This window comes from Pseudoalteromonas sp. SG45-2, from assembly GCF_014164115.1.
Lineage (GTDB): Bacteria > Pseudomonadota > Gammaproteobacteria > Enterobacterales > Alteromonadaceae > Pseudoalteromonas > Pseudoalteromonas distincta.
In genome coordinates this window covers 1-25,400 of the sequence record NZ_JACJEO010000001.1, presented here as the reverse complement: position 1 = coordinate 25,400, position 25,400 = coordinate 1, and the positions used below count along the sequence as shown (strand labels likewise).

24 protein-coding genes are annotated in these 25,400 nt (G+C 39.0%); 7 read left to right on the top strand and 17 right to left on the bottom strand.

Features of this window, described 5'->3' with window-relative positions; genetic code table 11:
* Positions 1-7: 7 nt before the first annotated feature.
* On the bottom strand, positions 8-898 hold the full coding sequence (galU, locus tag H5116_RS00120) for a UTP--glucose-1-phosphate uridylyltransferase GalU (RefSeq protein ID WP_182715285.1): 891 nt from the start codon (positions 896-898) through the stop codon (positions 8-10).
* A gap of 295 nt (positions 899-1,193) precedes the next feature.
* Here galU and H5116_RS00115 point away from each other — a divergent pair, with 295 nt between their 5' ends.
* The 5 genes from H5116_RS00115 (at position 1,194) to H5116_RS00095 (ending at position 6,628) form a co-directional block, all read left to right on the top strand.
* Positions 1,194-1,889 (top strand): transglutaminase-like cysteine peptidase, encoded by a 696-nt coding sequence (locus H5116_RS00115; protein WP_182715284.1) that lies wholly within the window; start codon positions 1,194-1,196, stop codon positions 1,887-1,889.
* On the top strand, positions 1,873-3,876 hold the full coding sequence (locus H5116_RS00110; protein WP_182715283.1) for an EAL domain-containing protein: 2,004 nt from the start codon (positions 1,873-1,875) through the stop codon (positions 3,874-3,876). The genes H5116_RS00115 and H5116_RS00110 overlap by 17 nt, the downstream gene beginning before the upstream one ends.
* A 21-nt stretch (positions 3,877-3,897) precedes the next feature.
* Positions 3,898-4,407, top strand: a complete 510-nt coding sequence (locus tag H5116_RS00105) for a hypothetical protein (protein WP_182715282.1) — start codon at positions 3,898-3,900, stop codon at positions 4,405-4,407.
* A 100-nt stretch (positions 4,408-4,507) separates the two neighbouring features.
* Positions 4,508-5,824 (top strand): O-antigen ligase, encoded by a 1,317-nt coding sequence (locus tag H5116_RS00100; RefSeq protein ID WP_182715281.1) that lies wholly within the window; start codon positions 4,508-4,510, stop codon positions 5,822-5,824.
* A gap of 432 nt (positions 5,825-6,256) precedes the next feature.
* A complete protein-coding gene (locus tag H5116_RS00095) occupies positions 6,257-6,628 on the top strand; it encodes a GxxExxY protein (RefSeq protein WP_182715280.1) in 372 nt (123 codons plus the stop codon).
* Positions 6,629-7,527: 899 nt separating this feature from the next.
* Here the strand turns inward: H5116_RS00095 and H5116_RS00090 are convergent.
* The 14 genes from H5116_RS00090 to yceD all read right to left on the bottom strand — a co-directional run bounded on the left by H5116_RS00090 (position 7,528) and on the right by yceD (position 19,463).
* Complete coding sequence (locus tag H5116_RS00090; RefSeq protein WP_182715279.1) at positions 7,528-9,387, bottom strand: alkaline phosphatase D family protein; 1,860 nt, start codon at positions 9,385-9,387, stop codon at positions 7,528-7,530.
* Between the two features lie 4 nt (positions 9,388-9,391).
* On the bottom strand, positions 9,392-10,171 hold the full coding sequence (locus H5116_RS00085; protein WP_024600474.1) for a TatD family hydrolase: 780 nt from the start codon (positions 10,169-10,171) through the stop codon (positions 9,392-9,394).
* Between the two features lie 114 nt (positions 10,172-10,285).
* On the bottom strand, positions 10,286-10,612 hold the full coding sequence (locus tag H5116_RS00080; RefSeq protein ID WP_002962367.1) for a PilZ domain-containing protein: 327 nt from the start codon (positions 10,610-10,612) through the stop codon (positions 10,286-10,288).
* An 11-nt stretch (positions 10,613-10,623) separates the two neighbouring features.
* Complete coding sequence (locus tag H5116_RS00075; RefSeq protein ID WP_182715278.1) at positions 10,624-11,538, bottom strand: DNA polymerase III subunit delta'; 915 nt, start codon at positions 11,536-11,538, stop codon at positions 10,624-10,626.
* A gap of 1 nt (position 11,539) precedes the next feature.
* On the bottom strand, positions 11,540-12,166 hold the full coding sequence (gene tmk / locus H5116_RS00070; RefSeq protein ID WP_002962371.1) for a dTMP kinase: 627 nt from the start codon (positions 12,164-12,166) through the stop codon (positions 11,540-11,542).
* Positions 12,167-12,172: 6 nt separating this feature from the next.
* The gene (gene mltG / locus H5116_RS00065) at positions 12,173-13,159 is read right to left on the bottom strand and encodes an endolytic transglycosylase MltG (RefSeq protein WP_182715277.1); all 987 of its coding nucleotides are present in this window, start codon (positions 13,157-13,159) and stop codon (positions 12,173-12,175) included.
* Positions 13,153-13,968, bottom strand: a complete 816-nt coding sequence (pabC, locus tag H5116_RS00060; RefSeq protein WP_165724003.1) for an aminodeoxychorismate lyase — start codon at positions 13,966-13,968, stop codon at positions 13,153-13,155. The genes mltG and pabC overlap by 7 nt, the downstream gene beginning before the upstream one ends.
* Positions 13,969-14,027: 59 nt before the next feature.
* Positions 14,028-15,266 carry a beta-ketoacyl-ACP synthase II gene (gene fabF / locus H5116_RS00055; protein ID WP_002962376.1) on the bottom strand — a complete coding sequence of 413 codons (1,239 nt, stop codon included), beginning with the start codon at positions 15,264-15,266 and terminating at the stop codon, positions 14,028-14,030.
* A 215-nt stretch (positions 15,267-15,481) separates the two neighbouring features.
* Entirely contained in the window at positions 15,482-15,718 is a 237-nt protein-coding gene (gene acpP / locus H5116_RS00050; RefSeq protein ID WP_002962377.1) for an acyl carrier protein, read from the bottom strand.
* A gap of 250 nt (positions 15,719-15,968) precedes the next feature.
* On the bottom strand, positions 15,969-16,715 hold the full coding sequence (gene fabG, locus H5116_RS00045) for a 3-oxoacyl-ACP reductase FabG (protein WP_182715276.1): 747 nt from the start codon (positions 16,713-16,715) through the stop codon (positions 15,969-15,971).
* Between the two features lie 11 nt (positions 16,716-16,726).
* Positions 16,727-17,653: an ACP S-malonyltransferase gene (gene fabD, locus H5116_RS00040; protein WP_039490050.1), complete on the bottom strand. Its 927-nt coding sequence runs from the start codon at positions 17,651-17,653 to the stop codon at positions 16,727-16,729.
* A gap of 52 nt (positions 17,654-17,705) precedes the next feature.
* Positions 17,706-18,746, bottom strand: a complete 1,041-nt coding sequence (gene plsX / locus H5116_RS00035; RefSeq protein WP_182715275.1) for a phosphate acyltransferase PlsX — start codon at positions 18,744-18,746, stop codon at positions 17,706-17,708.
* Positions 18,747-18,758: 12 nt separating this feature from the next.
* Complete coding sequence (rpmF, locus tag H5116_RS00030) at positions 18,759-18,929, bottom strand: 50S ribosomal protein L32 (protein ID WP_002962381.1); 171 nt, start codon at positions 18,927-18,929, stop codon at positions 18,759-18,761.
* A 9-nt stretch (positions 18,930-18,938) separates the two neighbouring features.
* Positions 18,939-19,463 (bottom strand): 23S rRNA accumulation protein YceD, encoded by a 525-nt coding sequence (yceD, locus tag H5116_RS00025; protein ID WP_007375269.1) that lies wholly within the window; start codon positions 19,461-19,463, stop codon positions 18,939-18,941.
* A 131-nt stretch (positions 19,464-19,594) separates the two neighbouring features.
* Here yceD and H5116_RS00020 point away from each other — a divergent pair, with 131 nt between their 5' ends.
* Positions 19,595-20,194: a nucleoside triphosphate pyrophosphatase gene (locus tag H5116_RS00020; RefSeq protein ID WP_182694138.1), complete on the top strand. Its 600-nt coding sequence runs from the start codon at positions 19,595-19,597 to the stop codon at positions 20,192-20,194.
* 9 nt (positions 20,195-20,203) lie between these two features.
* Here the strand turns inward: H5116_RS00020 and H5116_RS00015 are convergent, their stop codons facing one another.
* Entirely contained in the window at positions 20,204-20,866 is a 663-nt protein-coding gene (locus H5116_RS00015) for an HAD-IA family hydrolase (protein WP_182715274.1), read from the bottom strand.
* Positions 20,863-21,822 carry a 23S rRNA pseudouridine(955/2504/2580) synthase RluC gene (gene rluC / locus H5116_RS00010; protein WP_002962392.1) on the bottom strand — a complete coding sequence of 320 codons (960 nt, stop codon included), beginning with the start codon at positions 21,820-21,822 and terminating at the stop codon, positions 20,863-20,865. Before rluC ends, H5116_RS00015 begins: the two co-directional genes overlap by 4 nt.
* Positions 21,823-22,594: 772 nt before the next feature.
* On the opposite strand from rluC, the gene rne reads away from it, so the two are divergent.
* A partial coding sequence (gene rne, locus H5116_RS00005) for a ribonuclease E (protein WP_182715273.1) occupies positions 22,595-25,400 on the top strand: 2,806 nt, incomplete at its 3' end.

Genomic DNA, 25,400 nt, shown 5'->3' with positions numbered 1-25,400 from the left:
GAAAATATTAATCTATTAGCTTTTTAACGAGACTAGTAAACTCTTCACCCATATGGCTTGATTGCATTGCATATTCTACATTGGCCAACATGTAACCTAATTTAGAACCACAATCATGAGATTTACCTTTTAGATGGTAGGCTTCAAGCGTTTCTAGGTGACGCAATTGTAATAAAGCATCAGTAAGTTGTATTTCACCGCCAGCTCCAGGAGGGGTGTATTCTAGTAAATCCCAAATTGCTGTAGATACAACATAACGCCCTGTAATAGCTAAATTACTCGGTGCTTCATCGTTATTTGGTTTTTCGACCATGTTTTTAATTGCAGCATTTTCGCCTGCGTTAATTTTTTTACCGGCTAAATCTACTACACCGTATTGATGCACTTGCTCTTGCGGTACGGGCTCTACCATTACTTGGTTGTAGCCCGTTTTGTCGAATCGGTCGATCATTTGGCTTAAATTGTCAGTTTTTGAATTTGATTTATATTTATCAATAATTACGTCAGGTAGCATTACTGCAAATGGGTTATTACCAACAATTGGGCGCGCTGCTAAAACAGCATGGCCTAAGCCTAGTGGTGCCGATTGGCGAACCGAAATTACGGTTACATCTTTTGGCACTATTGAGCGAACCTCTTCTAGTAAACTACGCTTTACGCGCGCCTCTAATGTGGCTTCTAGCTCAAAGCTTGTATCAAAGTGGTTTTCAATTGAGTTTTTTGAAGCATGTGTAACAAGCACAATTTCTTTAATGCCAGCTGCTACAGCTTCGTTAACTACGTATTGAATTAAAGGTTTATCTACCAGAGGAAGCATTTCTTTAGGGATGGCTTTTGTGGCTGGCAACATACGCGTACCAAGGCCAGCTACAGGTAATACTGCTTTTAAAACTTTCACTTTAATTCCTTTCATTATTTTTGTTAAACAACAAAAAAAGGAACTGCAAAGCTAAAATTCCTTTTCGAGCGTTTCACATGCCGTGTGAGCTTGCTATTATACACAACACAATAATGCACTCAATAATTAAAGAGTACTTTTTGATTGTTTTTTTGTTAATTTTATGTTGCACCAAAAGTGAACTGCATTGCACTAACATAGTGCCTAATACTTTTTGATGACCTACCCTTTTAAAGCTACCAATACTATACTAGGCTTGTTTTGTTATCAGGGGACACAGACTTAAGGAACATTTGTGCGTTTAGGGTTTTACATTTTATTATTAGTGTCTTTTTTTGTATGCGCACAAAATACGCTTTTGTATTTACGCAATAGCGATATAATTGCGCGCGCTCAAAAACAGTATGGTGATGAAGGGCATAAACGTATAAAAAATTGGCTAAGTTTTATAGATGAGTCAGCTGATAAAAGTGAATGGCAAAAAATCCATTTAGTGAATGACTTTTTTAATAAACACATTAAATACAAAACCGATGATGAGCTTTGGCACCAAAAAGATTATTGGGCCACCCCACTTGAGAGTTTAGGCGTTGGTATGGGTGATTGTGAAGACTACGTAATTGCCAAATACTTTACGTTAATAGCACTGGGCGTACCCGAAGATAAAGTACGTTTAATGTATGTACGTCAAAAAACAGTTAATCAACCTCATATGGTACTTATTTATATTGAAACTCCTGATCAAATCCCCTTTGTTTTAGGCAATTTTAACACTAAACTACTACCCGCTAATAAGCGCCCTGACTTAACACCTATCTATAGTTTTAATGGCCAAGGTTTATGGTTAGCCAAATCAAAAGGGTTAGGTAATAAAGTAAAAAATAGCCGTGGTGTTTCTGCCTGGAACACCATGTTAGAGCGAATTGAACAAGGTGAGCTTGCGCCCGCCAAAAGTGATAAAGGAACACCGAGTTATGTCTCGACTTTTTAAAAATGGATTAAGTTTAAAAACCCAAGTATATGGCCTTATTATATTGATTTCGGTACTTTCTTTTTTTGTACGCATAATTACTGACGTTGATACCACTCGCCAATACTTACAAACACAAATGGGTAGCCACGCGCAAGATACAGCAACAAGCTTAGGGCTTTCTATATCGCCCTACCTTGAAGAAGATAGCTTAATGATTGCCCAAACCATGGCAACCGCTATTTTCGACTCCGGTTATTACAAACAAATAAAATTTACTAACGCCGATAATAAAATAGTTTTTGACCTAACAAGCCCAAAACGCGTTGAATCTGTGCCTAATTGGTTTATTACAGCAGTAAAGCTTAAAGCCCCTACTATGCAATCAGAATTAAACAATGGCTGGATTATGGCTGGAGTGCTTGAAGTAACAAGCCATGTTGGGCAATCGTATTTAACGCTATGGGAACATACTAAACGCAGCTTTTATGGTTCTTTATTATTATTGGTAGCGTCGCTTGCAGTAGCATATTTAATACTACGTGCAGTGTTTAGACCTTTAAAAGCAGTGGAAAACCAAGCACACTTGGTTACGCGTAAACGCTTTACATTAAACGACGAAATACCAGTTGCACGCGAGCTACGTACTGTAACTAAAGCCATTAACAATATGGTAATGAACCTACAAAGCACCTTTGACTCTTTAACAAAGCAAACACAAGCACTTACCGATGAAGTATATGTAGACTCACTCACAGGGCTAGGTAACCGCCGTTCGTTTGAGAACCACTTTAACTCAGTGGTTGACACCATTACTAGCGACACTCCAATCACTGCCATGATGGTTACTCTCCCCTCACTTGCTAATATTAACCAAACTGTAAGTTACCAAGATGGTGACGAGCACGTACATGATGTAAGCGTTACTTTGCAAAATGTGTTTGGTGCTTTAACTAATTCTAAAATATTTAGACTTAACGGTAGTACTTTTATTGCTTTAGTCCCATTCGATATACAATTTTTAAATAGAACGCGACTCGATATAAATGATGCTTTTAGTAAAATGAAAAACAGCTTACACGTGAATGGTTTTGCTAACTTAGCATTAGTAAATGTTGATAAAGGCTCATCTATCGGGGGTGTACTTTCAGCCCTTGATACCGGCTGCACCATTGGCGATTCGGCTGTAAATAAAGTAGATAAAGATACTTTGTTTAGTGTTAAAGAGTGGCGTTCGCTTATTCAGTCAATTATTGCTACTGGTGAAGTTAGTTTTTCGGTGCAACCAGTTAAACGCACTAACTCACAAAACAAGCAATGCTACTTTGAGGTGTTTGCTCATTTTACGCATGAAGGCGAAAAGGTTAATAATGGCCATTTATTTGCTATGGCCGAAAAGCTTAACTTAACCGAAGAGTTAGACAAAAAAATAATTCGTAACTTTGTAAACGTTAAAGAGCAACACCCAGACGATACATTTGCGTTAAATATTAGTAAGGCTTCGTTGTATTCAACTGATTTTATTGAATGGCTTACTCTTTATGCACACACTAAGCCAATTATTAAAACAAACTTGATTTTTGAATTGCATGAAATTAGCTTACTTTACAACGTACATGTTGCCTCTTTACATATAGATACAATAAAAGATATTGGCATAAATGTTTGTGTTGAACACTTTGGTACTAGTTTAACCTCGTTTAGATACTTACAAGGGTTAGACATTGAATATATAAAAATAGATGGTAGCTATATTCAAGACTTATTAGATAACACTCAAAGCCAATTTTTTATTCAAACAGTTAATAATATTTGTCATGGCTTTGGTATTAAAGTTTTAGCTTGTTTGATTGAAAAACCTGAAACTTTAAAGGTACTTGAAAGTTTAGGTTGCGATGGCGTGCAGGGTAATTTAATAATGCCGCCAACTAAAATAATAAAAACTAGTGATAATGGCGTAAATAAAGAGTTTACTTTTTGCACCGATGCGCTAAAATTTTGTAATTAATACTCTACCAAGGGACAAGAGATGAAATCATTTATATTAGCCAGCTTAATAGCAGGTGCATCTGCACTTACAGTTTTACCAAGTTATGCACAAACGGATACTGATGCTGTAGTACAAACTGAAGGCATGACTAATTTAGTCAACGTTTTAAATAGCGCAACTGCTGAAACAGATCCAGATCAGCTAAAGACCGACTTAGTAGCTGCTATTAACGGCGTTTGTACAAATTGTACTGCTGCTCAAGTTGATTCTATGATGACTGTAGTTGTAGACGCAATTGGAGCCGATAGCCCACTTATTGCTGATTTTTTAGCTGCACTTGTAGCTGCTGGGGTTGACAGCGATACTGTTACACTTGCTGCTATTACAGCTGGCGTTGATGCCACTGTTGCCTCTGAAGCAACAGCAGCTGGCCCAGGTGGCGCACCAGCTCCTGCTGCTCCGGTAATTGTTACTTTACCAACAACTGCAGTACCGCAAGGTGCAGGCGGCACAGGTGGTGATGCAGGTATATCTGAAGTCGGTAACTAACCGTTAATAAAATAATAAAAACGCAGCCTTTTGGCTGCGTTTTACTTTATATGGCTTATTTTTTTAGTCCTTCTTTTAGGCTCTTAGTTTAGAGAACCCTGTGAATCGTTTTATATTTTTTTTACTCTGTGCAATTTTATTTTTGCTGCCCTTACCATTAGGTAGTTACCGCCCTTGGGCAATTTTAGCAATGGGGATATTAATTATTGCTACCTTTTTCATCCATTTAGTTTTCAGCAGTATTAATAACAAGCACCATTTATACCCTCCGTTATATTCTTGGCCCTTATTTACTGTACTCGGTATAGTTGCGGGCGTATGCGCAGTACAAATATTTACCGTAAGTGTTGACCCGTTTCAAACTAAACAAATGCTTATTAAAACAAGTTTTATGATTTTATTTTGTTGGCTATTATTTATTTATTGTAATACTGAAAAGCGTATTAAAAATTTAATATATGCAATTATAAGTGCCGGCGTGTTTCAAGCTTTATATGCTACTTATTTAAATTTATCGCCTGATATTATTAGCCCACTATTTGGTTATAAGCATACCGACCGTGCTATTGGTACGTTTACTTACTCTAATTTTTTGGCTAACTTTTTAGCTTTATGCTTATGTTTGGGTATTGGTGTTTTAGTTAGCGAATTAAAACGCTCTAATAGCGATTACAAACAAACATTAAAACAAACGTTTAGGGCTTGGGCCGAAATACTTCTAAGCTCGAAAATAATTTTACGTATTTCGTTAATTATTATTATTGTTGCGTTAATTTTAACGCGTAGCCGTATGGGTAACTCGGCATTTTTTATTGCATTAATGGTTGTTAGCTTACTCGCGTTTTTTATTTACAGGCAAAAACCTAAAGCGTTTAAACTACTTATAGTTAGTTTTTTTATAATCGATTTAATTATTATCGGCGCTATATTCGATGTAGAAAAAGTTAAACAGCGTATAAGCGAAACCAGTATTTCATCAGAAACCCGCGACGAAGTTGTACGTGATTCAATACCCCTCATTTTAGATAAGCCTTTGTTGGGCTCTGGTGGTGGTACATTTTATACTGCGTTTCCGGCGTATCAGTCTGAGCCGTATTCTGGTTACTACGATAATGCCCATAACGATTACGTACAGTTTGCAGTAGAGCTGGGTATACCCACTACAGCCGCACTGGGCTCACTTATACTTTATTGTTTATGGTTATGTATAGCAACTATGCGAAAGCGTAAAACAGCGTTGTTTCAGGGCGTTGCTTTTGGCTGTGCCATTGCAATTATAGATATGTTGCTGCATTCGTTGGTAGATTACTCTTTACAAGCTGGTGCAAACTCAATGTTGTTTATGACTATTTTATGTTTAGCAATATTGAGTAGTAAGTTACCTGCGTCTAAACGAAGCAGAAAAGAGCATGGTTAAATACAAAGCCAAGTAATTACCTAATATAGAGTGGTTAGAAGCTGCGCTTCTCACGCGAGCAAGTTCAGCGTCTACCGCCAAGGTTAAATTTACGGTTAACTTGTTAGCGTGACAAGCAAAGCCTTTAATAAGAGATTTATTCACTAAGAGGTTAAGAGGCGCTACGCTTTTAGAGAAGTAAATAAACACCAAACGCAGTTTTTATTAGTATTTTGTCTTCTCATTTACTCCTCTTTCGCTTCTCTTTGTGCAAATAGTTCTTTGATTGATTTTATCAGTAAATAGCTCAACAAACGAGTGACAACTTAATATATTGCTTCATATAGCCTACAAGTATTCAATTTTGTTATTTTATTTGTACTACACTTAAGTCTTATTTTAGAACTCTTTCTTAGTTGATTAAATGCTTGTAAATTAAGCAAAAGGATACCTATGGATACTGATACATTAACAAAAACAGTAATAGGTTGCGCTATAGAAGTACACAGGAATTTAGGCCCAGGGTTATTAGAATCAAGTTACGAAACTTGCTTAATATATGAATTAAGTAAAATTGGCTTATCTGCTAAAAACCAAGTTGAGCTGCCGATATATTATAAAGATCAATATATACATACAGGTTACCGGTTAGATATTTTATTACCTAATAAATTAATAATTGAACTGAAGGCGGTTGATAAGCTTCTTCCAATTCACTCTGCACAATTGATAACTTATATGAAACTTGCAGAAATAAGTACTGGTTTACTAATAAACTTCAATGTTCTAAAGCTAGTCGATGGCATAAAGCGCTTTAATTCATAAAAATTATTTACTTAGGTTTTAAGTCGTTATCCAAAGGGCTATAAGTAACTGTACATTAAATTTTTAAGCGATTTATTCACAAAGAGGTTATGAGGCGCTGCGCTTTTAGAGAAGAAAATAAAACCGAAAACATATCCTGAATAGCATTATGTTTTCTCATTTACTCCTCTTTCGCTTCTCTTTGTGCAAATAGATCTTTAGCTGTTTTTTATAAATAAATTGAATAATTTTAAGCATTGCTTTGTAACAGCAGCGCATGTAATTAGTGACTTTTTCACTAAGAGGATATGAGGCGCTGCGCTTTTAGAGAAGAAAATAAACACCAAACGCAGTTTTTATTAGTATTATGTCTTCTCATTTACTCCTCTTTCGTTTCTCTTTGTGCAAATAGTTCTTTAATTGATTTATTGGTGAATAGACTAAATAATTTAAGCATGGCTTTCGTAACAATCGTACCCGTTATAAGTGATTTTTTCACAAAGAGGCTAAGAGGCGCTACGCTTTTAGAGGAAGTAATAAAACCAAAAATATACCCTGAATGGCATTCTGCTTTCTCATTTACTCCTCTTTCGCTTCTCTTTGTGCAAATAGATCTTTAGCTGGTTTTTATAAATAAATTGAATAATTTTAAGCATTGCTTTGTAACAGCAGCGCCTGTAATTAGTGATTTTTTCCTAAGAGGTTAAGAGGCGCTTCGCTTTTAGAGAAGGGAATGAATATAAAATACTGTTTTTATTAGCATTATGCCTTCTCATTTACTCCTCTTTAGCTTCTCTTTGTGCAAATAGATTTTTAGCTGATTTTGAATAAATTAAGCGCTGCTTTCTTAACAACCTTACTCCTCTTTCGCTTCTCTTTGTGCAAATAGGCTTTTAATTTATTTAATTATTGATTAAGAATTACTGTTCTTCTAAATCGAACTCAGTTAAATGCCCTTCACCGTGTATAAGTTGATATCGGGCTAAATTCCCCTGCTCTAGTGTTATTAAACTAATAGCGGAGTCGCTTACTAAGTATTTTTGCCCTTCACCTATGGTTTGGTGTTTATCTACTTCCATGTGCCAGCGTTTGGTAAAAAAGTTTAATGGGCTTTTTGGGCCGTATAAAATTGAGTCGAGCTTATCGAGTATGTTTATTAACTTACGCGGGAACTCGTTTTTAATACCACTGGCGGTAAGTTGCCAAATTCGATTGGGGTGATCGCCAAAACGCTTTTGTACCGAAAAACAAAAGGAGTAATGTACGTCTCCCGATAAAATAAGCGTTTCGTTTGGGGTGTCGGTTCGTCTAAAGGTATCGAGTAGCTTTTTGGCTGATCCTTCGTGCGCCATCCAGTTTTCTACGTCAACCATGAGCGGTTGGCCACATATGTTAAACATGGCTTGAATGGCTTCTATTGATTTAACACCAAATACAGGGGCTGGCGATACAATAATAACCTGATCGTGGCTTAATAGGCTTTCTTCAAGCTCTGTTAAACGCTCCCAATCAAGTAGGCCTGAAGGCTCATTAAAGTTTTGCTCATTTCGCCAACGGTGCGTACGTGTATCTAGCACCACTACTTTTGGGGTTGTAGTTAACTCATAATGCCAAAAACTAAAATCGTTTAGTGGTTTATCAAATGCTTTAAACTGCCATAAATTATTAGCAGTACGGCTTTGCTTAAAAGGTGTTAGTAACTCGCCTGTTTTATTTAGTGCATCGTTCCCCATTCCTTGAAAAAGCCAATAACTAATTAAGCCGTTATTGATGATCCGTTTACTACTTGGATTTTCATTTATAGCTTGCTCCCACCCAGCGGTGAGGTTCCAATCGTCGGTTACATCATGATCGTCAAACATCATTAATGTAGATACATTGGCAAACAATCGCTCTACTTCACTTAAGCCTTTTGCATAATCAATCAGTGCTGTTTTTTCAGCGTCAAAAATAGTTTTGTTTTGCTTGTTTTGACCTGAATACGTTGTGTTTTGTATATCAACGCATTGCCAAGCAGCAGCACTAAAATTTAATAAATACAGTGCTATATATTCTTCAAAATGGATAAGGTGATTGTAGGCTTTTACGCTTGAAAAATGAGGTTCGTCTTTTTTTAGCCAGTAACCAACACCTAACTTTGAGCGTTTTTGCCAAGGCGTTTTTGGTAAAAACAAATGGCGATTATAAAGTTGCTCATTTATATCATCCGGTAGCTCAATGGCAAGTGGTTGCTCTTTATAAATACCTAAGGCTTTAATTAACTGATGAATAGCTAATAACATGGGGCCTGCTACGTCATCGGCATAAATTTGGTCACCGCTCAGTAATAACAATTGTGCGCCTTGATTATTATTACCGCGCTGAGTATTTTGCCAGTGACTTGCAGACACTAAGCTGTCTTTTGCTGGGTGATGTGCATTACGGCATGAGCCATGCAAAATATCACTCAGTTTATCGGGGATTACAAATGCAGGCGTTGTTTGATTGCTATAGCACCAGGGCGATAAATCGATTGCTGCATCGTCAATTACAAGCTCATAGCTTAATAAGCTATCTACAGGGAGTTTGTTGTCTATTGGCTTTATGATAACGAAATGCAGGTATAAATGTTCGCCCAAAGAAACAGTATGTTGATCGCTATAACACTCAACATTTAATAAGTTTATTTGGCAGTTTGCAGGATTGGAGGTAGCAAACTGAATGCAGACTCCAGTTTGCTCTGCACGGCGCACCATTGGCCCCATTAGTAAAATAGGAAGGTTTGCCGTGTGAGTAATCATGTATTTAGCCTTTAGCTGCTAATTTAAATAAAGAATAAAAGTTTTCGGTAGTCGCTTTAGCAAGTTCATTAAAGCTAATGCCTTTAAGCTCGCTAATGTAATAAGCAACATCTTCTACGTACGCTGGCTGATTTGTTTGCCCACGATACGGTACCGGTGCTAAATAAGGCGAGTCGGTTTCTATTAGTAATCTATCTAGCGGTATTTGCTTTACTACTTCTTTTAGCTCAATAGCATTTTTAAAGGTAACAATGCCCGAAATAGAAATATAAAAACCCATGTCTATGGCTTTTTTTGCCATATCCCAATCTTCGGTAAAGCAATGTAATACACCACCGCAGTTTTCGGCCTTGTGCTCACGCATTAAATTAATGGTATCGCTGCGGGCATCACGAGTATGAATAATTAACGGCTTTTGTAATTCGTTAGCCACTTCAATATGCCCAACAAAGCTGGCTTGCTGCACTGCGTGAGTATCTTTTGAATAATAGTAATCAAGACCCGTTTCGCCAATGGCAACAACTTTTTCGTGTGAGGCTAAGTCGATTAGTTGCTGTTTATTAAGGGCGTCTTTTTGATCAAGTGGATGTACACCGCATGAGGCTGATACATCGTCGTAATGCTTAATTTTATCAAGCATGCTTGGAAACTGATCAAGCGTTACGCTTACACATAAAAAATGCTCTATTTGCTTTGCACGCGCTTTATCAAGAACTTGGTCAAGGTTTAAGTCTAATTTATCAAAATCAAGACGGTCTAAATGGCAATGAGAATCTACAATCACTATAAGGCCTGTATTATGTTCAGGGTTTAAATTTGTTCGTTTAATTTATTATGTTAGTAATTAAAAGAACCCAATATAGGGCGCGTTAATCTCAATGAAAAACCGACCCTATAACTACATGGTATATGTTTGATCGCCTGAGTTTAACATAGTCCCAAGGAGCTTTTCGATTTTAGCGTTTAGGTTTGTTTTATCATCTAAAAAGCTAATACCAATACCTGGAGGATTAGAGCTTTGTGCACCTTGTGGCGTGATCCACGACACTTTACCTGTCACTACGTCATCTTCTAAGGCATCGGGCAAAGTAACTCTAAGCGCTAATGAATGCCCTGCTTCGTAACGCATATTAGTGCGTACAAATAAGCCACCTTTTTTTAAGTAAGGCATATAACAACGGTATAACTCGTCTAAATCGTCTATGTCTACTAGTAGTTCTTGCATGATTAATCCTTTTAAGAATTTCGCAATGTGTATGCTAATCGTGATACAGCAAGCGATAAATTAAGGCCAAGTACTTGTGTGTTATTTTGTAAAAACTCGCCTAATGCATTTTGCGCACTTTGATAAGCGTCAAAACTCATGCCTTGCAGTAATTGCTGCTTTAGTTGCACGCTTAAAAACAAAGTAAATATACGAACAAGTTCAGGCTGTTTATTTATTATATCGACTAACGCTTTGAAATTATGGCTTTGTTTAAACTCAGTTGCAAACTTATACAGTGTATCAATATTTTTTAGCTGGTCTTGCTGTTGCCAATGCTTTACTTGCAGCGGTTGGTTATAAAAAAGTGCTAACCAACTATAGTTAGGAATGTCTAATGTCTCTAGCCATTGCTGAGCAAGTGCTGTATTAGTTATTTTTACATCACTTTTAGCGCATCGACTTAAAATAGTTGCAGGGAGCTGCTCTGGTTGGCTTGTGGTTAATATTAAAAAGCGGCTATTAGTTGGCTCTTCAAGCGTTTTTAATAATGCGTTAGCTGCTGCTGTGGTCATTTTTTCGCAATTTTCGATTATCGCGACTTTATTGCCATTTTGCGCTGCTGAGTGATTCATAAAATCACTAATGCCACGAATATCATCTACACCAATACTTTGCCCATCAACTTGCGTTAAACGTTTGTCAGGGTGAGTGCCAGCCAGGTTAAGTAAACAGCTTTTACACTGTCCGCAAGGTTTTAGCATACTGTTTTGCGCAGCTACCTGCGTAGCTATATTTTGGCATAACAAAGCATTCCCAAGCTCATCACTTAACTCAAACTTACCTACGCCAACAGGCCCACAAAATAATTGCGCATGATGAAAACGCTCTGCGCGATAACTTTTCGCTAAACGTGCTTGAGTATCATGTAGCCAAGGCAATGGCATATTATTTTAGGCCTTCAAAAAATGAATGCAGTACATTGGTAATATCGCGATGTACTTTATCAATACTTTGGTTTGCATCAACGGTTTTAATTGTGTTGTCGTCATTAGCAAGTTCAACATAACGCATACGTGTACGTTGAAAAAACTCAATGGCTTCTTGTTCAATACGGTCAAGCTCACCACGCCCTTTTGCGCGCTCAAGGCCTATCACTGGGTCAATATCAAGGTAAATAGTTAAATCTGGCTTTAAGCCTTTTAACACCATTGACGAAAGTGAAGCTAGTGTATTTGAGCTAATACCACGCCCGCCACCTTGATACGCCTGAGACGATAAATCATGACGATCGGCAAGTACCCATTGGCCTTTATCAAGCGCTGGGGTAATAACATTGTGCATTAGCTGCGAGCGAGCTGCGTACATAATAAGCAACTCGGTTTCAAAGGCAATCTCTTCTTCATGCTCTGCTTTTACAAGCGTACGAAGCGATTCAGCCAATGGCGTGCCACCAGGTTCGCGCACGTTAATGAAGTCTATTTTTTGTTTGTTTAAAAAGTCTTGGCATAACGAAATAGCGGTTGATTTGCCCGCGCCTTCTAGCCCTTCTATTACTATAAATTTTGGTTTCATAAAATATTAATTCTTTTTATTTAATATATACGTTTTAACTGCTGCGTTATGCTGCTTTAACGTGGTTGAAAATTGGTGGCTACCATCGCCTTTTGATACAAAGTAAACGTATTCACTTTGCGGCGGATTAACTGCAGCTAAAATAGCGGCTTTTGATGGCATTGCAATCGGTGTTGGCGGTAAACCATTAATACGATACGTATTGTAAGGCGTATAATCGCGCAAATCTTTACGTTTAATATCACCATCAAAGTCAGCGCCTAGCCCGTATATTACGGTTGGATCGGTTTGCAGGCGCATATTGGTGTTTAATCGATTAACAAACGCTGATGCAATTAACGGACGTTCACTGGCAAGGCCTGTTTCTTTTTCAATAATTGAAGCCATTATTAGTGCTTCGTATGCTGTTTTATAGGGTAGATTAGCGGCGCGCTGCTGCCAAGCATCATCTAACGTTTGCTGCATTTTTTGTGCTGCACGTCTTAATACACTGCTTGCAGTATCGTTATTATGATAATGGTAAGTGTCGGGGAATAACCAGCCTTCTAAGTGCGTGTCATTACCCAGTATTTGAGTACTTAGTTCGTCAGTTTTTAAATCGTTTTGTAAATTATCAGCTTTTTTAATAGCACTTAGTACTTCACGTAAGTTTTGACCTTCAATTATGGTAAAACTAAAACTAATTTGCTGACCTTGGTTAATTTTTTTTACGTTGTTAATAACGCTATCGGCTGTTAGCTCGTAAAGCCCCGCTTTTAAGTCGGTAAGTGTGGGATCTAATTTGGCAATTACCTGATAACGCCAACAACTTTCTACCCAGTTTTTAGCTTGCCATTGTTGGCATAACTTATTAAAGCCAGTGCCATGCTTAACTTCAAATTGTGTGTTTTTTGCTACCTTTAACGGGCTATTTATTGTTGCTTGTAATTGCTGGTAACCAACAGCAGTGGTTATAACAGCTAAAAAAAGTACCGATAAAATAACTTTTAACACTCAGCCTCCTTGGCTAATAATTTAGTTAGTAATGCGTGGCTGTCGTCTGTATTAAATACCTGTTGCTCAATACGTTTTACAGGTACTGCTCCCATTAAGCTATTACACACAAATACGGCGTCTGCTTGGGTTAAGTCTTCTACTTTCACGCGTTTAAATTCAACAGGCAATTTATCACATAACGATTGCAGATAAACGCCCTTTATTCCGCACTCATCAAGCAATGGCGTAAACACACGCTTATTTTCAATCGCAAAAATATTAGCTGCAGAAGCTTCAATTACATTGTTATTGTAATCAAGCACTAACACATCGTCGCAGTTTTGCGTTTGCATTGCTTTTTTAACTAGTACTTGCTCTAGCCGGTTTAGTGTTTTAAGACCCGCTAAATAAGGCTGTGCTGCTAATTTAATTGGGCTTATTTCGAGATTTACACCCTTTTTAACAAGCGCTTCGTAATTACTAGGGTAATCTAATATGCTCAATAAAATAGTAATATTACACTCACTTGGCAGCCCATAGCCACGTCCGCCTTCGCCTCGCGTTACAAGTATTTTAAGCACGTTGAGTGGTGCAGCTTTTATATGCAAAGCAATTTGGTTTTCAAGGCGATTAAAATCTAGCTCAGGAAAACCCAAACGCTGTGCGCATTCAATCAAACGCGCTTTATGATGAGCCCAATACTGTACTTGCCCATTAACAACTTTAGCCGTTGTAAAAAAGCCGTCACCGTAATTTAAGCCTCTGTCACGCGTGCTTAAAGTGCTGTTTTGATCTACTGCTATTATTGTTTGCATTTTATTTGGCATATAAAAAAAGCCCAGTTAAACAACTGAGCTCTTATAATTTGATTCGTTGTTAAAAAAGATTATACCTTTTTAAATAGCAACGAGCCATTAGTACCACCAAAACCGAACGAGTTACACAGTGCAAAGTCTAACTTTGCATCACGTGCAGTGTGAGCAATATAATCTAAGTCACACCCTTCGTCTGGGTTATCAAGGTTGATAGTTGGCGACACTTTTTGATCTGTCAGTGATAAAATCGAAATAATCGATTCAACCGAGCCTGCAGCACCTAACAAGTGACCCATCATCGATTTAGACGAGCCTACCATTACATCTTTAGCTGCATTACCAAAAATAGATTTAACAGCGGCAGTTTCTGCTTTATCGCCTGCATTTGTAGATGTACCGTGTGCGTTAATGTAACCAATTTGCTCAGCGTTCACTTGCGCATCATTTAGTGCGTTTTGCATTGCAAGGGCAGCACCGGCTCCATCTTCTGGTGGTGATGTCATGTGGTACGCATCGCCGCTCATACCAAAGCCAACTAGCTCAGCATAAATTTTAGCGCCACGTGCTTTTGCATGTTCGTACTCTTCAACTACAACAACACCTGCACCGTCAGAAAGCACAAAGCCATCGCGGTCTTTATCCCAAGGGCGAGAAGCCGCTTGTGGGTCGTCATTGCGGGTTGAAAGTGCACGTGCAGCATTAAAGCCACCCATACCAATTGGGGTACACGCTTTTTCTGCACCGCCAGCAACCATTGCATCTGCATCACCGTAGGCAATCATGCGCGCTGCATGGCCAATATTATGCAAACCAGTAGTACAGGCAGTTACAATTGAAATATTTGGACCACGAAGTCCATGCATCATTGATAAATGACCTGAGATCATATTAATAATGGTAGACGGCACATAAAATGGCGATAACTTGCGCGGACCACTATTTAATAACTTAATGTGGTTTTCTTCGATAAGCGTTAAGCCACCAATACCAGAGCCCACAGCGACACCTATACGTGTTGCGTTTTGCTCAGTAATTTCAAGGCCTGAATCTTTAAAGGCTTGAACACCCGCTGCAATGCCGTACTGAATAAACAAGTCCATTTTTTTAGTATCTTTCGCTGACATGTATGCAGTTGCATCAAAGTCATTTATTAAACCAGCGAATTTAGTACCAAATTTTGATGTATCAAAGTGGGTTATTGTTTGAATGCCACTTTTGCCATCTAATAAGCCTTGCCAGGTTGATTGAACATCATTACCTAGCGGCGTCAACATTCCTAAGCCAGTTACGACGACTCGACGTTTAGCCACGGTTTGCCTCCAATAAGGGATATTTACAAGGGGATGATCATACCCAAGCTACCTCAAAGTGCTAGTCCCAAAATAGATTAAAAACGCATAACACAATCAAAATTAATTTTTAGCTAAAATTGAGCATTGAGGCTTAAGTTTTGAATCACGAACTTTGAGGTGGTTTGGATATAAAAAATTAAAGGCAGCGGATGCTGCCTTTAACGTGCGATTAATTACTCAGCGTGTGCTGTTACGTAATCGATAGCAGTTTGTACTGTAGTGATCTTCTCAGCTTCTTCATCTGGGATCTCAGTATCAAACTCTTCTTCAAGAGCCATTACTAGTTCAACAGTATCAAGAGAATCTGCACCTAGGTCATCTACGAAAGAAGATTCATTTTTAACTTCTTCTTCTTTAACACCTAGTTGTTCAATGATAATTTTCTTTACGCGTTCTTGGATATCGCTCATTCTTCTTTCCTTTATTAAAAACGCCGATGCGTTATTTTCAGATTGCCGCGTAGTTTACGCGGCATAATTCTCTGATTCAATGATTTGACCATAAATAATTGTCTGGTCAAACCTCTGAGTGTGTGTTTTGTCTTTTATCGCTTATTTTCGCAGCGATTTCAAGTATGTTTAAAGCAAGTTCACAAATAATTCAATGTTTTTGAGGTAACTTACTTAACTTTATTAGGTAATAATGTGGGTACAATGGTTATTAAACCATGTACATCGCGCCATTTACATGCAAAGTTTCACCTGATACGTACGCAGCAGCGTCAGATGCTAAATAACATACCGCAGCTGCAATTTCGTCTGGTTGACCTAAACGCCCTGCTGGAACATTTGCAAGTGTTGCTGCTTTTTGCTCGTCAGTTAAATTATCAGTCATGTCTGTTTGAATAAAACCAGGTGCAATTACGTTAACGGTAATACCACGTGATGCAACTTCGCGCGCTAGTGACTTAGAAAAACCAATGACGCCTGCTTTAGCCGCTGCATAATTAGCCTGACCTGCATTACCCATAGTACCCACTACTGAGCCAATGTTAATAATACGGCCTTTCTTTTTCTTCATCATTGGACGAAGTACCGCTTTAGATAAACGGAAAACTGAGCTTAAATTAGTGTCGATTATATCGTCCCACTCAGTCTCTTTCATACGCATTAATAGGTTGTCACGTGTGATACCTGCGTTATTAACAAGTACGTCAATATCGCCAAAATCAGCTTTTATTGCGGCAAGTGTCGCTTCAATAGAGGCAGGATCCGTTACGTTTAATGCATAACCTTTACCATTGTCACCTAAGTACTCGCTGATTTTAGCAGCGCCTGACTCACTTGTTGCAGTGCCTGCAACTTTTGCACCTTGCGCAACTAATGTTGTTGCAATTGCTTTACCAATACCACGGCTAGCGCCAGTAATTAGGACAATTTTGCCCTCTAAAGAAAATAAATTAGACATTTTATATACTCTTATTTAGCTGCAGCGATTGAAGCGGCATCGTTTACTGAGCCACAAACCATTGCTTTATCAATTCGTTTCGCAAGCCCTGTTAATACTTTACCAGGACCAAATTCGTAGCTTTGCGTTACATCTTGTGCAACCAAGGCTTGTACTGTTTCTGTCCAGCGAACTGGGCTGTATAGTTGACGTACTAGTGCATCTTTAATTGCATCAGCGGTCGATTCAGCTTTTACATCAACATTATTAATTACATCACACTTAGGTGTATTAAATGTTAAAGCGGCCAAGTCTACCGCTAGCTTATCAGCTGCTGGCTTCATTAGTTCACAATGTGAAGGTACGCTAACCGAAAGTGGTAATGCGCGTTTAGCACCAGCATCTTTACATGCTTGTGATGCTCTATCTACTGCCGCTTTATGCCCAGCAATAACAACTTGACCAGGAGAATTGTAGTTAACTGGAGATACAACCTCACCTTGCGCTGAGGCAGCACATGCCGCTTTTATTTCTTCATCGCCTAAGCCAATAATCGCAGCCATTGAACCTACGCCTGCAGGTACAGCTTCTTGCATGTATAAACCACGGTTTTCAACAAGCTTAACAGCTTCGCTCAAGCTTAGTACGTCGCTACATACTAGTGCTGAATATTCACCTAAGCTGTGACCGGCCATAACAACGTCTGCATCTGGGTTTGCTGCAAGCCAATCACGGTAAATAGCAACACTTGCAGTTAATAATGCAGGTTGTGTACGATGAGTTTGATTTAATTTTTCTTCTGGGCCATTAAGAACTAGCTCTGCTAAGTCGTAACCCAGTGCATCTGATGCTTCTGCAAATGTTGCTTTAACAATGTCAGAACTCTCTAGTAGCTCTTGTAACATACCAACGCTTTGCGAGCCTTGACCTGGAAATAGAAGTGCAATTTTTTGTGCCATACTTTGCTCTTTTTAATTAAACAAATAAATAATGAAATACACGGCACATCAATTATTGATTAACCGCCGTGTCTTTAGAATGTGTTTTTTCGAAAATAGCGGCTATTTTATCAGGAAGTTGACGTTCAACCTCTTTTACCGCTTCATCAATTGCTGCTTGAAATGCTTTAGCTGACGCATTTCCATGACTTTTAACGACAATACCGCGCAATCCTACCAGAGAAGCACCGTTATACTGGTCGGGGTTCACCCTTTTATAGAGTTTTTTTATTATTGGACGCAATATAAACGCCATACATTTATACAAAAGGTGCTTTTCGAGCGCAGCTGTAAACTTATTCATAATAAGCTTGGCAATGCCTTCGCATGTTTTAAGCGCCACGTTACCCACAAACCCTTCGCATACAATAACATCAGCCTTGCCAGAAAAAATATCACTTCCTTCGCTATAACCAATGTAATTAATATGTGAGCTTTGCTGCATTAATTGTGCAGCCTGTTTAATATCATCGTGGCCTTTAATGTCCTCAGCGCCAATATTTAATAAGCTAACGCGAGGGTTATCGCAGCCAAGTGCTTGACCAGCAACTACAGAGCCCATAATGCCAAACTGATAGAGCATTTGCGCATCGCAATGCACATTAGCACCTAAGTCGAGTAAATATACTGGGTTTTGGCTTTCTGTAGGAACAGATGAAATAAGTGCAGCACGTTTAACACCTGGCAGCATTTTTAATACGTAGTGAGCCATAAAAAATAAAGCGCCGGTATTACCTGAGCTAACACACGCTTGAGCTTCGCCCGACTTAACTAAATCAAGGGCAACACGCATAGATGAATCTTTTTTTGAACGTACAGCAATTGCAGGTTCGCAGGCGTTAGTAACTATTTCACTACAATGACGAATTATGAGTCTAGGATGGGGTAAAGAATCGAGGGATTCGAGTTCTTTAGATATAACGTCTTCATTGCCACATAAAATGAGACTTAAATTGGCATGAGCATTCACCGCATGAACGGCAGCAGGAATAGATGAACGGGGGCCGTAATCGCCCCCCATCATATCTAACGCTATGGTTAGATCTTTCAGCATATAAGTAATCTCTTATTTAGAAATTACTTGAACGCCTTTGTAGTAACCATCTGCAGTCACATGGTGACGACGATGAGTCTCACCAGATGTTTGATCTACAGTTAAAGTTGGACCACTGATCGCATCGTGTGAACGGCGCATGCCGCGTCTTGCACGAGACTTTTTGCTTTTTTGTACAGCCATAGTCTTCTCCTAAGAATCTTTCTTAAGTTGTTTCAAAATATCAAATGGATTAGGTTTATCATCTTCCGCCTTTAATACACCAAAGCTGGCAGGCTTTGCTGAATAACTGCATGAAGCTTCGTTGTGGGTAGCCACTAATGGAATTGCTAAAATTAGTTCGTCTTCAATTAAATCAAAAACGTTAACTTCACCATTTTCATCAAGTGCTACTTCGTCGTAGTCTTCAGGAAAAATATCTAACTCTGTATCTTCACCTACTGGTGAATATGCAAAGTCTTGAACCAAATCCAACCCTAAATCACCATTACAACGTTGACAAATGACAGTAACATGTGTGGACAAATTGCCTCTAATCACAGCGAAACCTTGATCATCGTTTTTGCAATGTATTTTTACCGCTATTTCACCTACTTCTTCCTGCACAACTTTCTCTAAACGAGTAAGTTTTTCAAGCGGTACAATTCCGTCATACTTTAAACGGTGCTGCGCTGCTTTGCCTGGATGAAGAGTGATGGGAATTTTCACCTTTTGCATAGGGGCTGCATCATATAGATAGTTAGTTTGTTAGTCAAAGTAAAAAACCATTTTTACTTGGTTTTTAACGTGTTTTACTCTCGGATCTGATTTATCCTAACTCAATCTGAATTATCGTAGGAAAACAGTCCATGAAGCTTCCACTCATTTTAGCGTCAAGCTCGCCTTTTAGGCAGTCTTTATTACAAAAATTTAATTTACCCTTTGATACGTTTTCACCCGACGTTGACGAATCAGCACTTGAATGCGAAACACCTACTGAACTGGTTAAGCGTTTAAGTGAGTTAAAAGCCTCAGCAGCTAATAAACACTTTAAAAAAGGGTTAGCAATTGGATCAGACCAAGTCGCTGTGTTTAACAATCAAATTTTAGGTAAACCGCACAATAAACAAAATGCTCTAAAACAACTAAATTTATTTAGCGGTAATACTGTAACATTTTTAACTGGGCTTTGTGTTTACGATATTGTAACTGGAACAAAAAAAACCTGCGTAGAACCTTTTAATGTGACGTTTAAAACCCTAAGTGATGCACAAATTAGTGCTTATTGCGACGCAGAGCAGCCTTATAACTGTGCTGGCAGCTTTAAAAGTGAAGGGTTGGGTATCTGTTTATTTGAAAAACTAAGCGGAGACGATCCTAATAGCTTAATTGGATTACCATTAATTAAACTCAGCCAATTACTGGCTGAGTTTGGTATTGATGTGCTTACCGCTCAAAACAAGTTCTAATTAAATAAATTAGCCAAGCAAAACCTGTTGTAATTGCAGATAATTATCTACCGTTGCAACAGGGCTAAGCTCATTTAGCTGCTGTGCGTTATGTACCCCCATTGTTACGCCAATTCTATCCATGCCTGCAGCTTTTGCCATTGTCATGTCTATTTGGGTATCACCAATCATTACAGCGTCTTGAGCGCTTATTCCAAGCTCTTCAAGTAATTGATACAGCATATCTGGAGAGGGCTTTGATTGCGCTTCGTCGCTAGTTCGCGTTGCACTAAAAAAGTGGCGCAATTTACTTTGTTCAAGTAAACGCTCCAATCCATCTCGACCTTTACCTGTGGCAACCGCTAAAACAATGCCTTGATCTTTTAAGGCACCTAAAACGTTTGCAACATTATTAAATACAGGAGTTGGCGTGGTATCAACACTATATTGGTGTTTATACCCCTTAATTAGCGCTTGATGCTGCGCGGCATTATTGGGAAATAAAACATCAATTGCTTTTTCAAGCGACATACCAATAATATTTTTAATTGCTAAATCACTTGGCGCCACTAAATTAAGTGACTCAGCACTACTACGAATACAGTTAACTATTTTAGTTACTGAATCCATAACGGTGCCATCCCAATCAAAAATGACGAGCTTATATTTTTTAATCGGTGTCACTGCAATCACTGTTTTGCGTCTCGTAATTTTAGTAATGTATTTTTAAGCGTTTTATCAAGGGGCGCTTCAATACGCATCGTTGTTTCGTTTTTAGGATGATAAAAACTTAAATCGTGTGCATGTAAGAATAAACGGTTTAACCCAACTTTACGCATAGATTCATCAAACCCCTGGTCACCGTATTTATCATCGCACGCGATAGGATGACCTTTACATTGCGTATGAACACGAATTTGGTGCGTACGTCCTGTAACAGGAGATGCTTGTACAAGTGAGCAATCGTTAAAACGTTCAAGTACTTTAAAACGCGTATGCGAAGGCTTGCCCTCAGTGTTATCTACACGTACTACGCGTTCACCCGATTTAAGTGTATTTTTACGCAGCCCTTCAGTAACGTTTTTAGTTTTAGAGTCCCACTGCCCTTCTACAAGTGCCCAGTAATTTTTTTCCATGGTTTTTTCACGAAGTTGTTCATGCAATGCTGTTAACACCGAACGGCGCTTTGCAATAAGCAAACAGCCCGATGTATCACGGTCAAGCCTATGTACTAGCTCAAGGCTGCGCTCTTCTGGGCGAAGCGCGCGCAGCGCTTCAATTAAACCATAACTTAAACCACTGCCACCATGAACAGCCATACCTGAAGGTTTATTTATGACGATAAGGTATTTATCTTCAAATAAAATATCGTTTTCTAGGCGAGTTACTTTGTCTAACTTTGATGGTACAAACTCTTCACGCTCAGCAACTCTGATAGGTGCAATACGCAGTACATCGTCAAGCTGTAGTTTATATACAGGCTTAATACGCTTTTTATTAACGCGTACCTCACCTTTGCGCAAAAGTTTATAAATAGCGCTTTTAGGCACCCCTTTTAAATGGGTAATAAGAAAGTTATCAATACGCTGACCTAAATGGTCTTCATTGATCGTGACATAAGTTACTTGTAAGTCGTTTTTTTCTGACATTGCCTAATCACTAATTTAAGTAAAATAATTTAGTTGCTAACACTGTAATAATAGTGGGATAATCAGCAGCGCAAATATTTAGTATTTGCAAATAACAACGGTGCTTTTTAACACATTAAAACATTCGTGATGCACATTCTGGGTAGCCGATCATACAGATCCGAGTTAAGTTTTCCAAAGCTTTTATGCCTCCTCAGTTAACACGTGCGATCAATTAACGGCAATGCGCGTAATATATTGCTGGTTAAGTTTGAACATGAAGCGATTTTTAATGTGCTAGAGAAAGCAATGAACAGATAATTTGTCTGATAGTGACGACGTAAAAAACGTCGTTCAGCACTAGCTCAATTATTGTAGTACCGTACAGCAGCTTATTTAGAATTAAAAAAATCTAATAAATAAGCGTTCATTAACATCGGCAGCGATTTTTGCTCTTAAAACGGATATTAGCGATACATCAGTCTGTATTGCTCACCAACTTAATGAGCCCTACGCGCCTAATATGAATGATATTTAGTAAGATTAATATGACAGGCCGACTTCTGGGTAAAACTTGTAAACGTAGCTGAAAAGCCGACAGTTTTAGCACCATTAAGAATTTAATAGCGGTAATAATCGCTATTGTTTGCCAGCATTTAAAATACTGCATACGAGATACAGAGCCGTTCCGTTAAAGACCCAGTCGTGAGGCTGCACATTCTAAAAATAGGGACAACTGAACAGGCGAGAAAAACATCGTCATGTCAGCGACATAAATAAGTAGAGTAACAATATGAAACGTATGCTAATCAATGCAACGCAGCAAGAAGAAATGCGCGTAGCACTGGTTGATGGCCAGCGCCTTTATGATTTAGATATCGAAAGCCCAGGTCACGAACAGAAAAAAGCCAATATTTATAAAGGCAAAATCACTCGCATTGAACCATCTCTTGAAGCAGCATTTGTTGATTACGGTGCTGACCGCCATGGTTTCCTTCCTTTAAAAGAAATTGCACGTACTTACTTCCCTGCAGGTTACACTTTTCATGGTCGCCCTAACATTCGCGACGTAATAAAAGAAGGTCAAGAAGTAATAGTACAAGTTGATAAAGAAGAACGCGGCCAAAAAGGCGCAGCGTTAACTACTTTTATCAGCGTTGCTGGTAGCTATTTAGTTCTTATGCCTAATAACCCTCGTGCTGGCGGTATTTCTCGTCGTATTGAAGGTGATGAGCGTACTGAACTTAAAGAAGCTTTAGGCCGTTTAGAACTACCTAAAGGCATGGGCTTAATTGTTCGTACAGCGGGTGTTGGTAAGTCATTTGAAGAACTTAACTACGATTTAAAAGCACTATTAGTACATTGGGATGCAATTAAACAAGCAGCCGACAGTGCTAAAGCACCGTTTTTGATTCACCAAGAAAGCAACGTGATTTTCCGCGCAATACGCGACTATTTACGTCGTGACATTGGCGAAATTTTAATTGATAAACCACGTGTTTTTGAAGAAGCTAAAGCGCACATTGAGCGTTTTCGTCCTGACTTTATGAGCCGTGTTAAGCTTTATCAAGGTGACACGCCTTTATTTACACATTATCAAATTGAAAGCCAAATTGAGTCTGCATTCCAGCGTGAAGTACGTCTTCCTTCTGGTGGTTCAATCGTAATTGACCCTACTGAAGCACTTACATCTATTGATATCAACTCGTCTAAGGCAACTAAAGGCGGCGATATTGAAGAGACAGCACTTAATACAAACTTAGAAGCGGCCGATGAAATTGCACGTCAATTACGTCTTCGTGACCTAGGTGGTTTAATTGTAATCGACTTTATTGATATGACTCCTCCACGCCATCAACGTGAAGTAGAGAATCGTTTAAAAGATGCAGCGCGCCCAGACCGTGCTCGCGTTCAAATTGGTAAAATCTCACGCTTTGGTTTACTTGAAATGTCGCGTCAGCGTTTGCGTCCTTCATTAGGTGAAGCAAGCCAAGGCCCATGTCCACGTTGTAGTGGCCAAGGTACTATTCGTTCAAACGAATCAATAGCACTTTCAATTCTTCGCTTAATTGAAGAAGAAGCAATTAAAGACAATACAGCACAAGTAAATGCACAAGTGCCTGTTGCTGTTGCTGCTTATTTATTAAATGAGCAACGTCGTAGTGTTCATCGCATTGAAAAACATCATAAATGTGACGTAGTGATTATTCCAAATCAACATATGGAAACACCACATTATGAAGTTATGCGCTTACGTAAAGACGAAACACTTGAAACTGTAAGTTACGGACAAGTTGTTGCACCAGAGCCTGAAGTATTCGAGATGTCAAAATCTCCAAGTACGCCAGTCCGTGAAGAGCCGATGCTAAAAGGTGTGGTAATGCCTTCTACTCCTGCTCCACAAGCAGCGCCAGCTAAAGCCGTAGAGCCTGCTGCGGTAGCACAAACTAAAACTGAAGGTGGCTTACTAGCTGCTATTGGTAATTGGTTTAAGTCGTTATTTGCAAGTGAATCTGAAGAAGAGAAAAAAGAAGCTGTAGAAAAAGAGCAGCAAGAAACGCGCAATAATGCGCGTCGTGGTAACGATAATCGTCGTCGTAATAACAATCAACGTCGTCGTAATAATAACCCACGCACTAACAAGCCGCGCAATGAGCGTCCAGCCGCTGAAGAGGAAGCTAAAACTGACTCAGCAGCAAGCACCGAGACTCAAGAGAGAAGCGAGAACCGCAACAAGCGCCGTCGTAACCCTAACTCTCGTAAGCGCCCAGAGCATAAAAACCAAGAAAAAGATCAAGTTAAAACTGAAGCCCCTGCAAAGGCGGAAGTAGAAACTGATTCTAAGCCAGCACAAGCTGCAGAGCCTAAAGAGCAGAAGCCTAAAGTTCGCCGTCAACGTCGTAACATACGTAAAAAAGTACGTCTGCAAGATGAAAAAGCTGAGCAAGCTAACTCAACAGAGCAAGCACCTGAGCAAACGGCTGTAACTGAAACTCCACAAGTTCAAGAGCAAGCTCCTGCTGTAGAAAAGCAAAAGCAAACTCCGGCAGAAAAAACAGCTCACATTAAAGAAGAGAAAGTTGATGTTGTTGATTCTAACGATGAAACAGCAACTACTGAAGACGAACAAGAGCAAACACGTACACGTTCACGTCGTTCTCCTCGTCATCTTCGTGCATCTGGTCAACGTCGTCGTCGCCCTGAAGGTGAAGCAGAAGTTAAATCTGATGAAGCCCCTGCATTTATTCCAGTTGCTGATCAAGCTGCTGCAGAATACGAAGCAGAACTTAAAGCGAAATCAGAAGAAACACCGGTAGATGCGTCGCAACAAGTTGAACAAGCCGTTGCGGTTGAAGACTTAGCAAAAGTTGAAGCTGTAGAAGAGCCAGTAAAAGCTAAAGAACCGGCTAAAGCTGAAACGCCAGTAGCCACTGAAGAGCCAGTTAAAGTTGAAACACCAGTAGCAACTGAAGAGCCTGCTAAAGTTGAAACACCAGTAGCAACTGAAGAGCCTGCTAAAGCTGAAACGACAGTAGCAACTGAAGAGCCAGCTAAAGTTGAAACACCAGTAGCCACTGAAGAGCCTGCTAAAGTTGAAA

What these genes read in the sequence shown, in the direction of transcription:
- tmk (WP_002962371.1), bottom strand. Translation starts at nt 12,166, where the DNA reads ATGAAACCAAAATTTATAGTAATAGAAGGGCTAGAAGGCGCGGGCAAA.
- H5116_RS00110 (WP_182715283.1), top strand. Translation starts at nt 1,873, where the DNA reads ATGTCTCGACTTTTTAAAAATGGATTAAGTTTAAAAACCCAAGTATAT.
- H5116_RS00090 (WP_182715279.1), bottom strand. Translation starts at nt 9,387, where the DNA reads ATGATTACTCACACGGCAAACCTTCCTATTTTACTAATGGGGCCAATG.
- rpmF (WP_002962381.1), bottom strand. Translation starts at nt 18,929, where the DNA reads ATGGCTGTACAAAAAAGCAAAAAGTCTCGTGCAAGACGCGGCATGCGC.
- H5116_RS00020 (WP_182694138.1), top strand. Translation starts at nt 19,595, where the DNA reads ATGAAGCTTCCACTCATTTTAGCGTCAAGCTCGCCTTTTAGGCAGTCT.
- H5116_RS00105 (WP_182715282.1), top strand. Translation starts at nt 3,898, where the DNA reads ATGAAATCATTTATATTAGCCAGCTTAATAGCAGGTGCATCTGCACTT.
- pabC (WP_165724003.1), bottom strand. Translation starts at nt 13,968, where the DNA reads ATGCCAAATAAAATGCAAACAATAATAGCAGTAGATCAAAACAGCACT.
- plsX (WP_182715275.1), bottom strand. Translation starts at nt 18,746, where the DNA reads ATGCTGAAAGATCTAACCATAGCGTTAGATATGATGGGGGGCGATTAC.
- fabG (WP_182715276.1), bottom strand. Translation starts at nt 16,715, where the DNA reads ATGTCTAATTTATTTTCTTTAGAGGGCAAAATTGTCCTAATTACTGGC.
- H5116_RS00075 (WP_182715278.1), bottom strand. Translation starts at nt 11,538, where the DNA reads ATGCCATTGCCTTGGCTACATGATACTCAAGCACGTTTAGCGAAAAGT.
- H5116_RS00080 (WP_002962367.1), bottom strand. Translation starts at nt 10,612, where the DNA reads ATGCAAGAACTACTAGTAGACATAGACGATTTAGACGAGTTATACCGT.
- H5116_RS00095 (WP_182715280.1), top strand. Translation starts at nt 6,257, where the DNA reads ATGGATACTGATACATTAACAAAAACAGTAATAGGTTGCGCTATAGAA.
- acpP (WP_002962377.1), bottom strand. Translation starts at nt 15,718, where the DNA reads ATGAGCGATATCCAAGAACGCGTAAAGAAAATTATCATTGAACAACTA.
- yceD (WP_007375269.1), bottom strand. Translation starts at nt 19,463, where the DNA reads ATGCAAAAGGTGAAAATTCCCATCACTCTTCATCCAGGCAAAGCAGCG.
- rluC (WP_002962392.1), bottom strand. Translation starts at nt 21,822, where the DNA reads ATGTCAGAAAAAAACGACTTACAAGTAACTTATGTCACGATCAATGAA.
- fabD (WP_039490050.1), bottom strand. Translation starts at nt 17,653, where the DNA reads ATGGCACAAAAAATTGCACTTCTATTTCCAGGTCAAGGCTCGCAAAGC.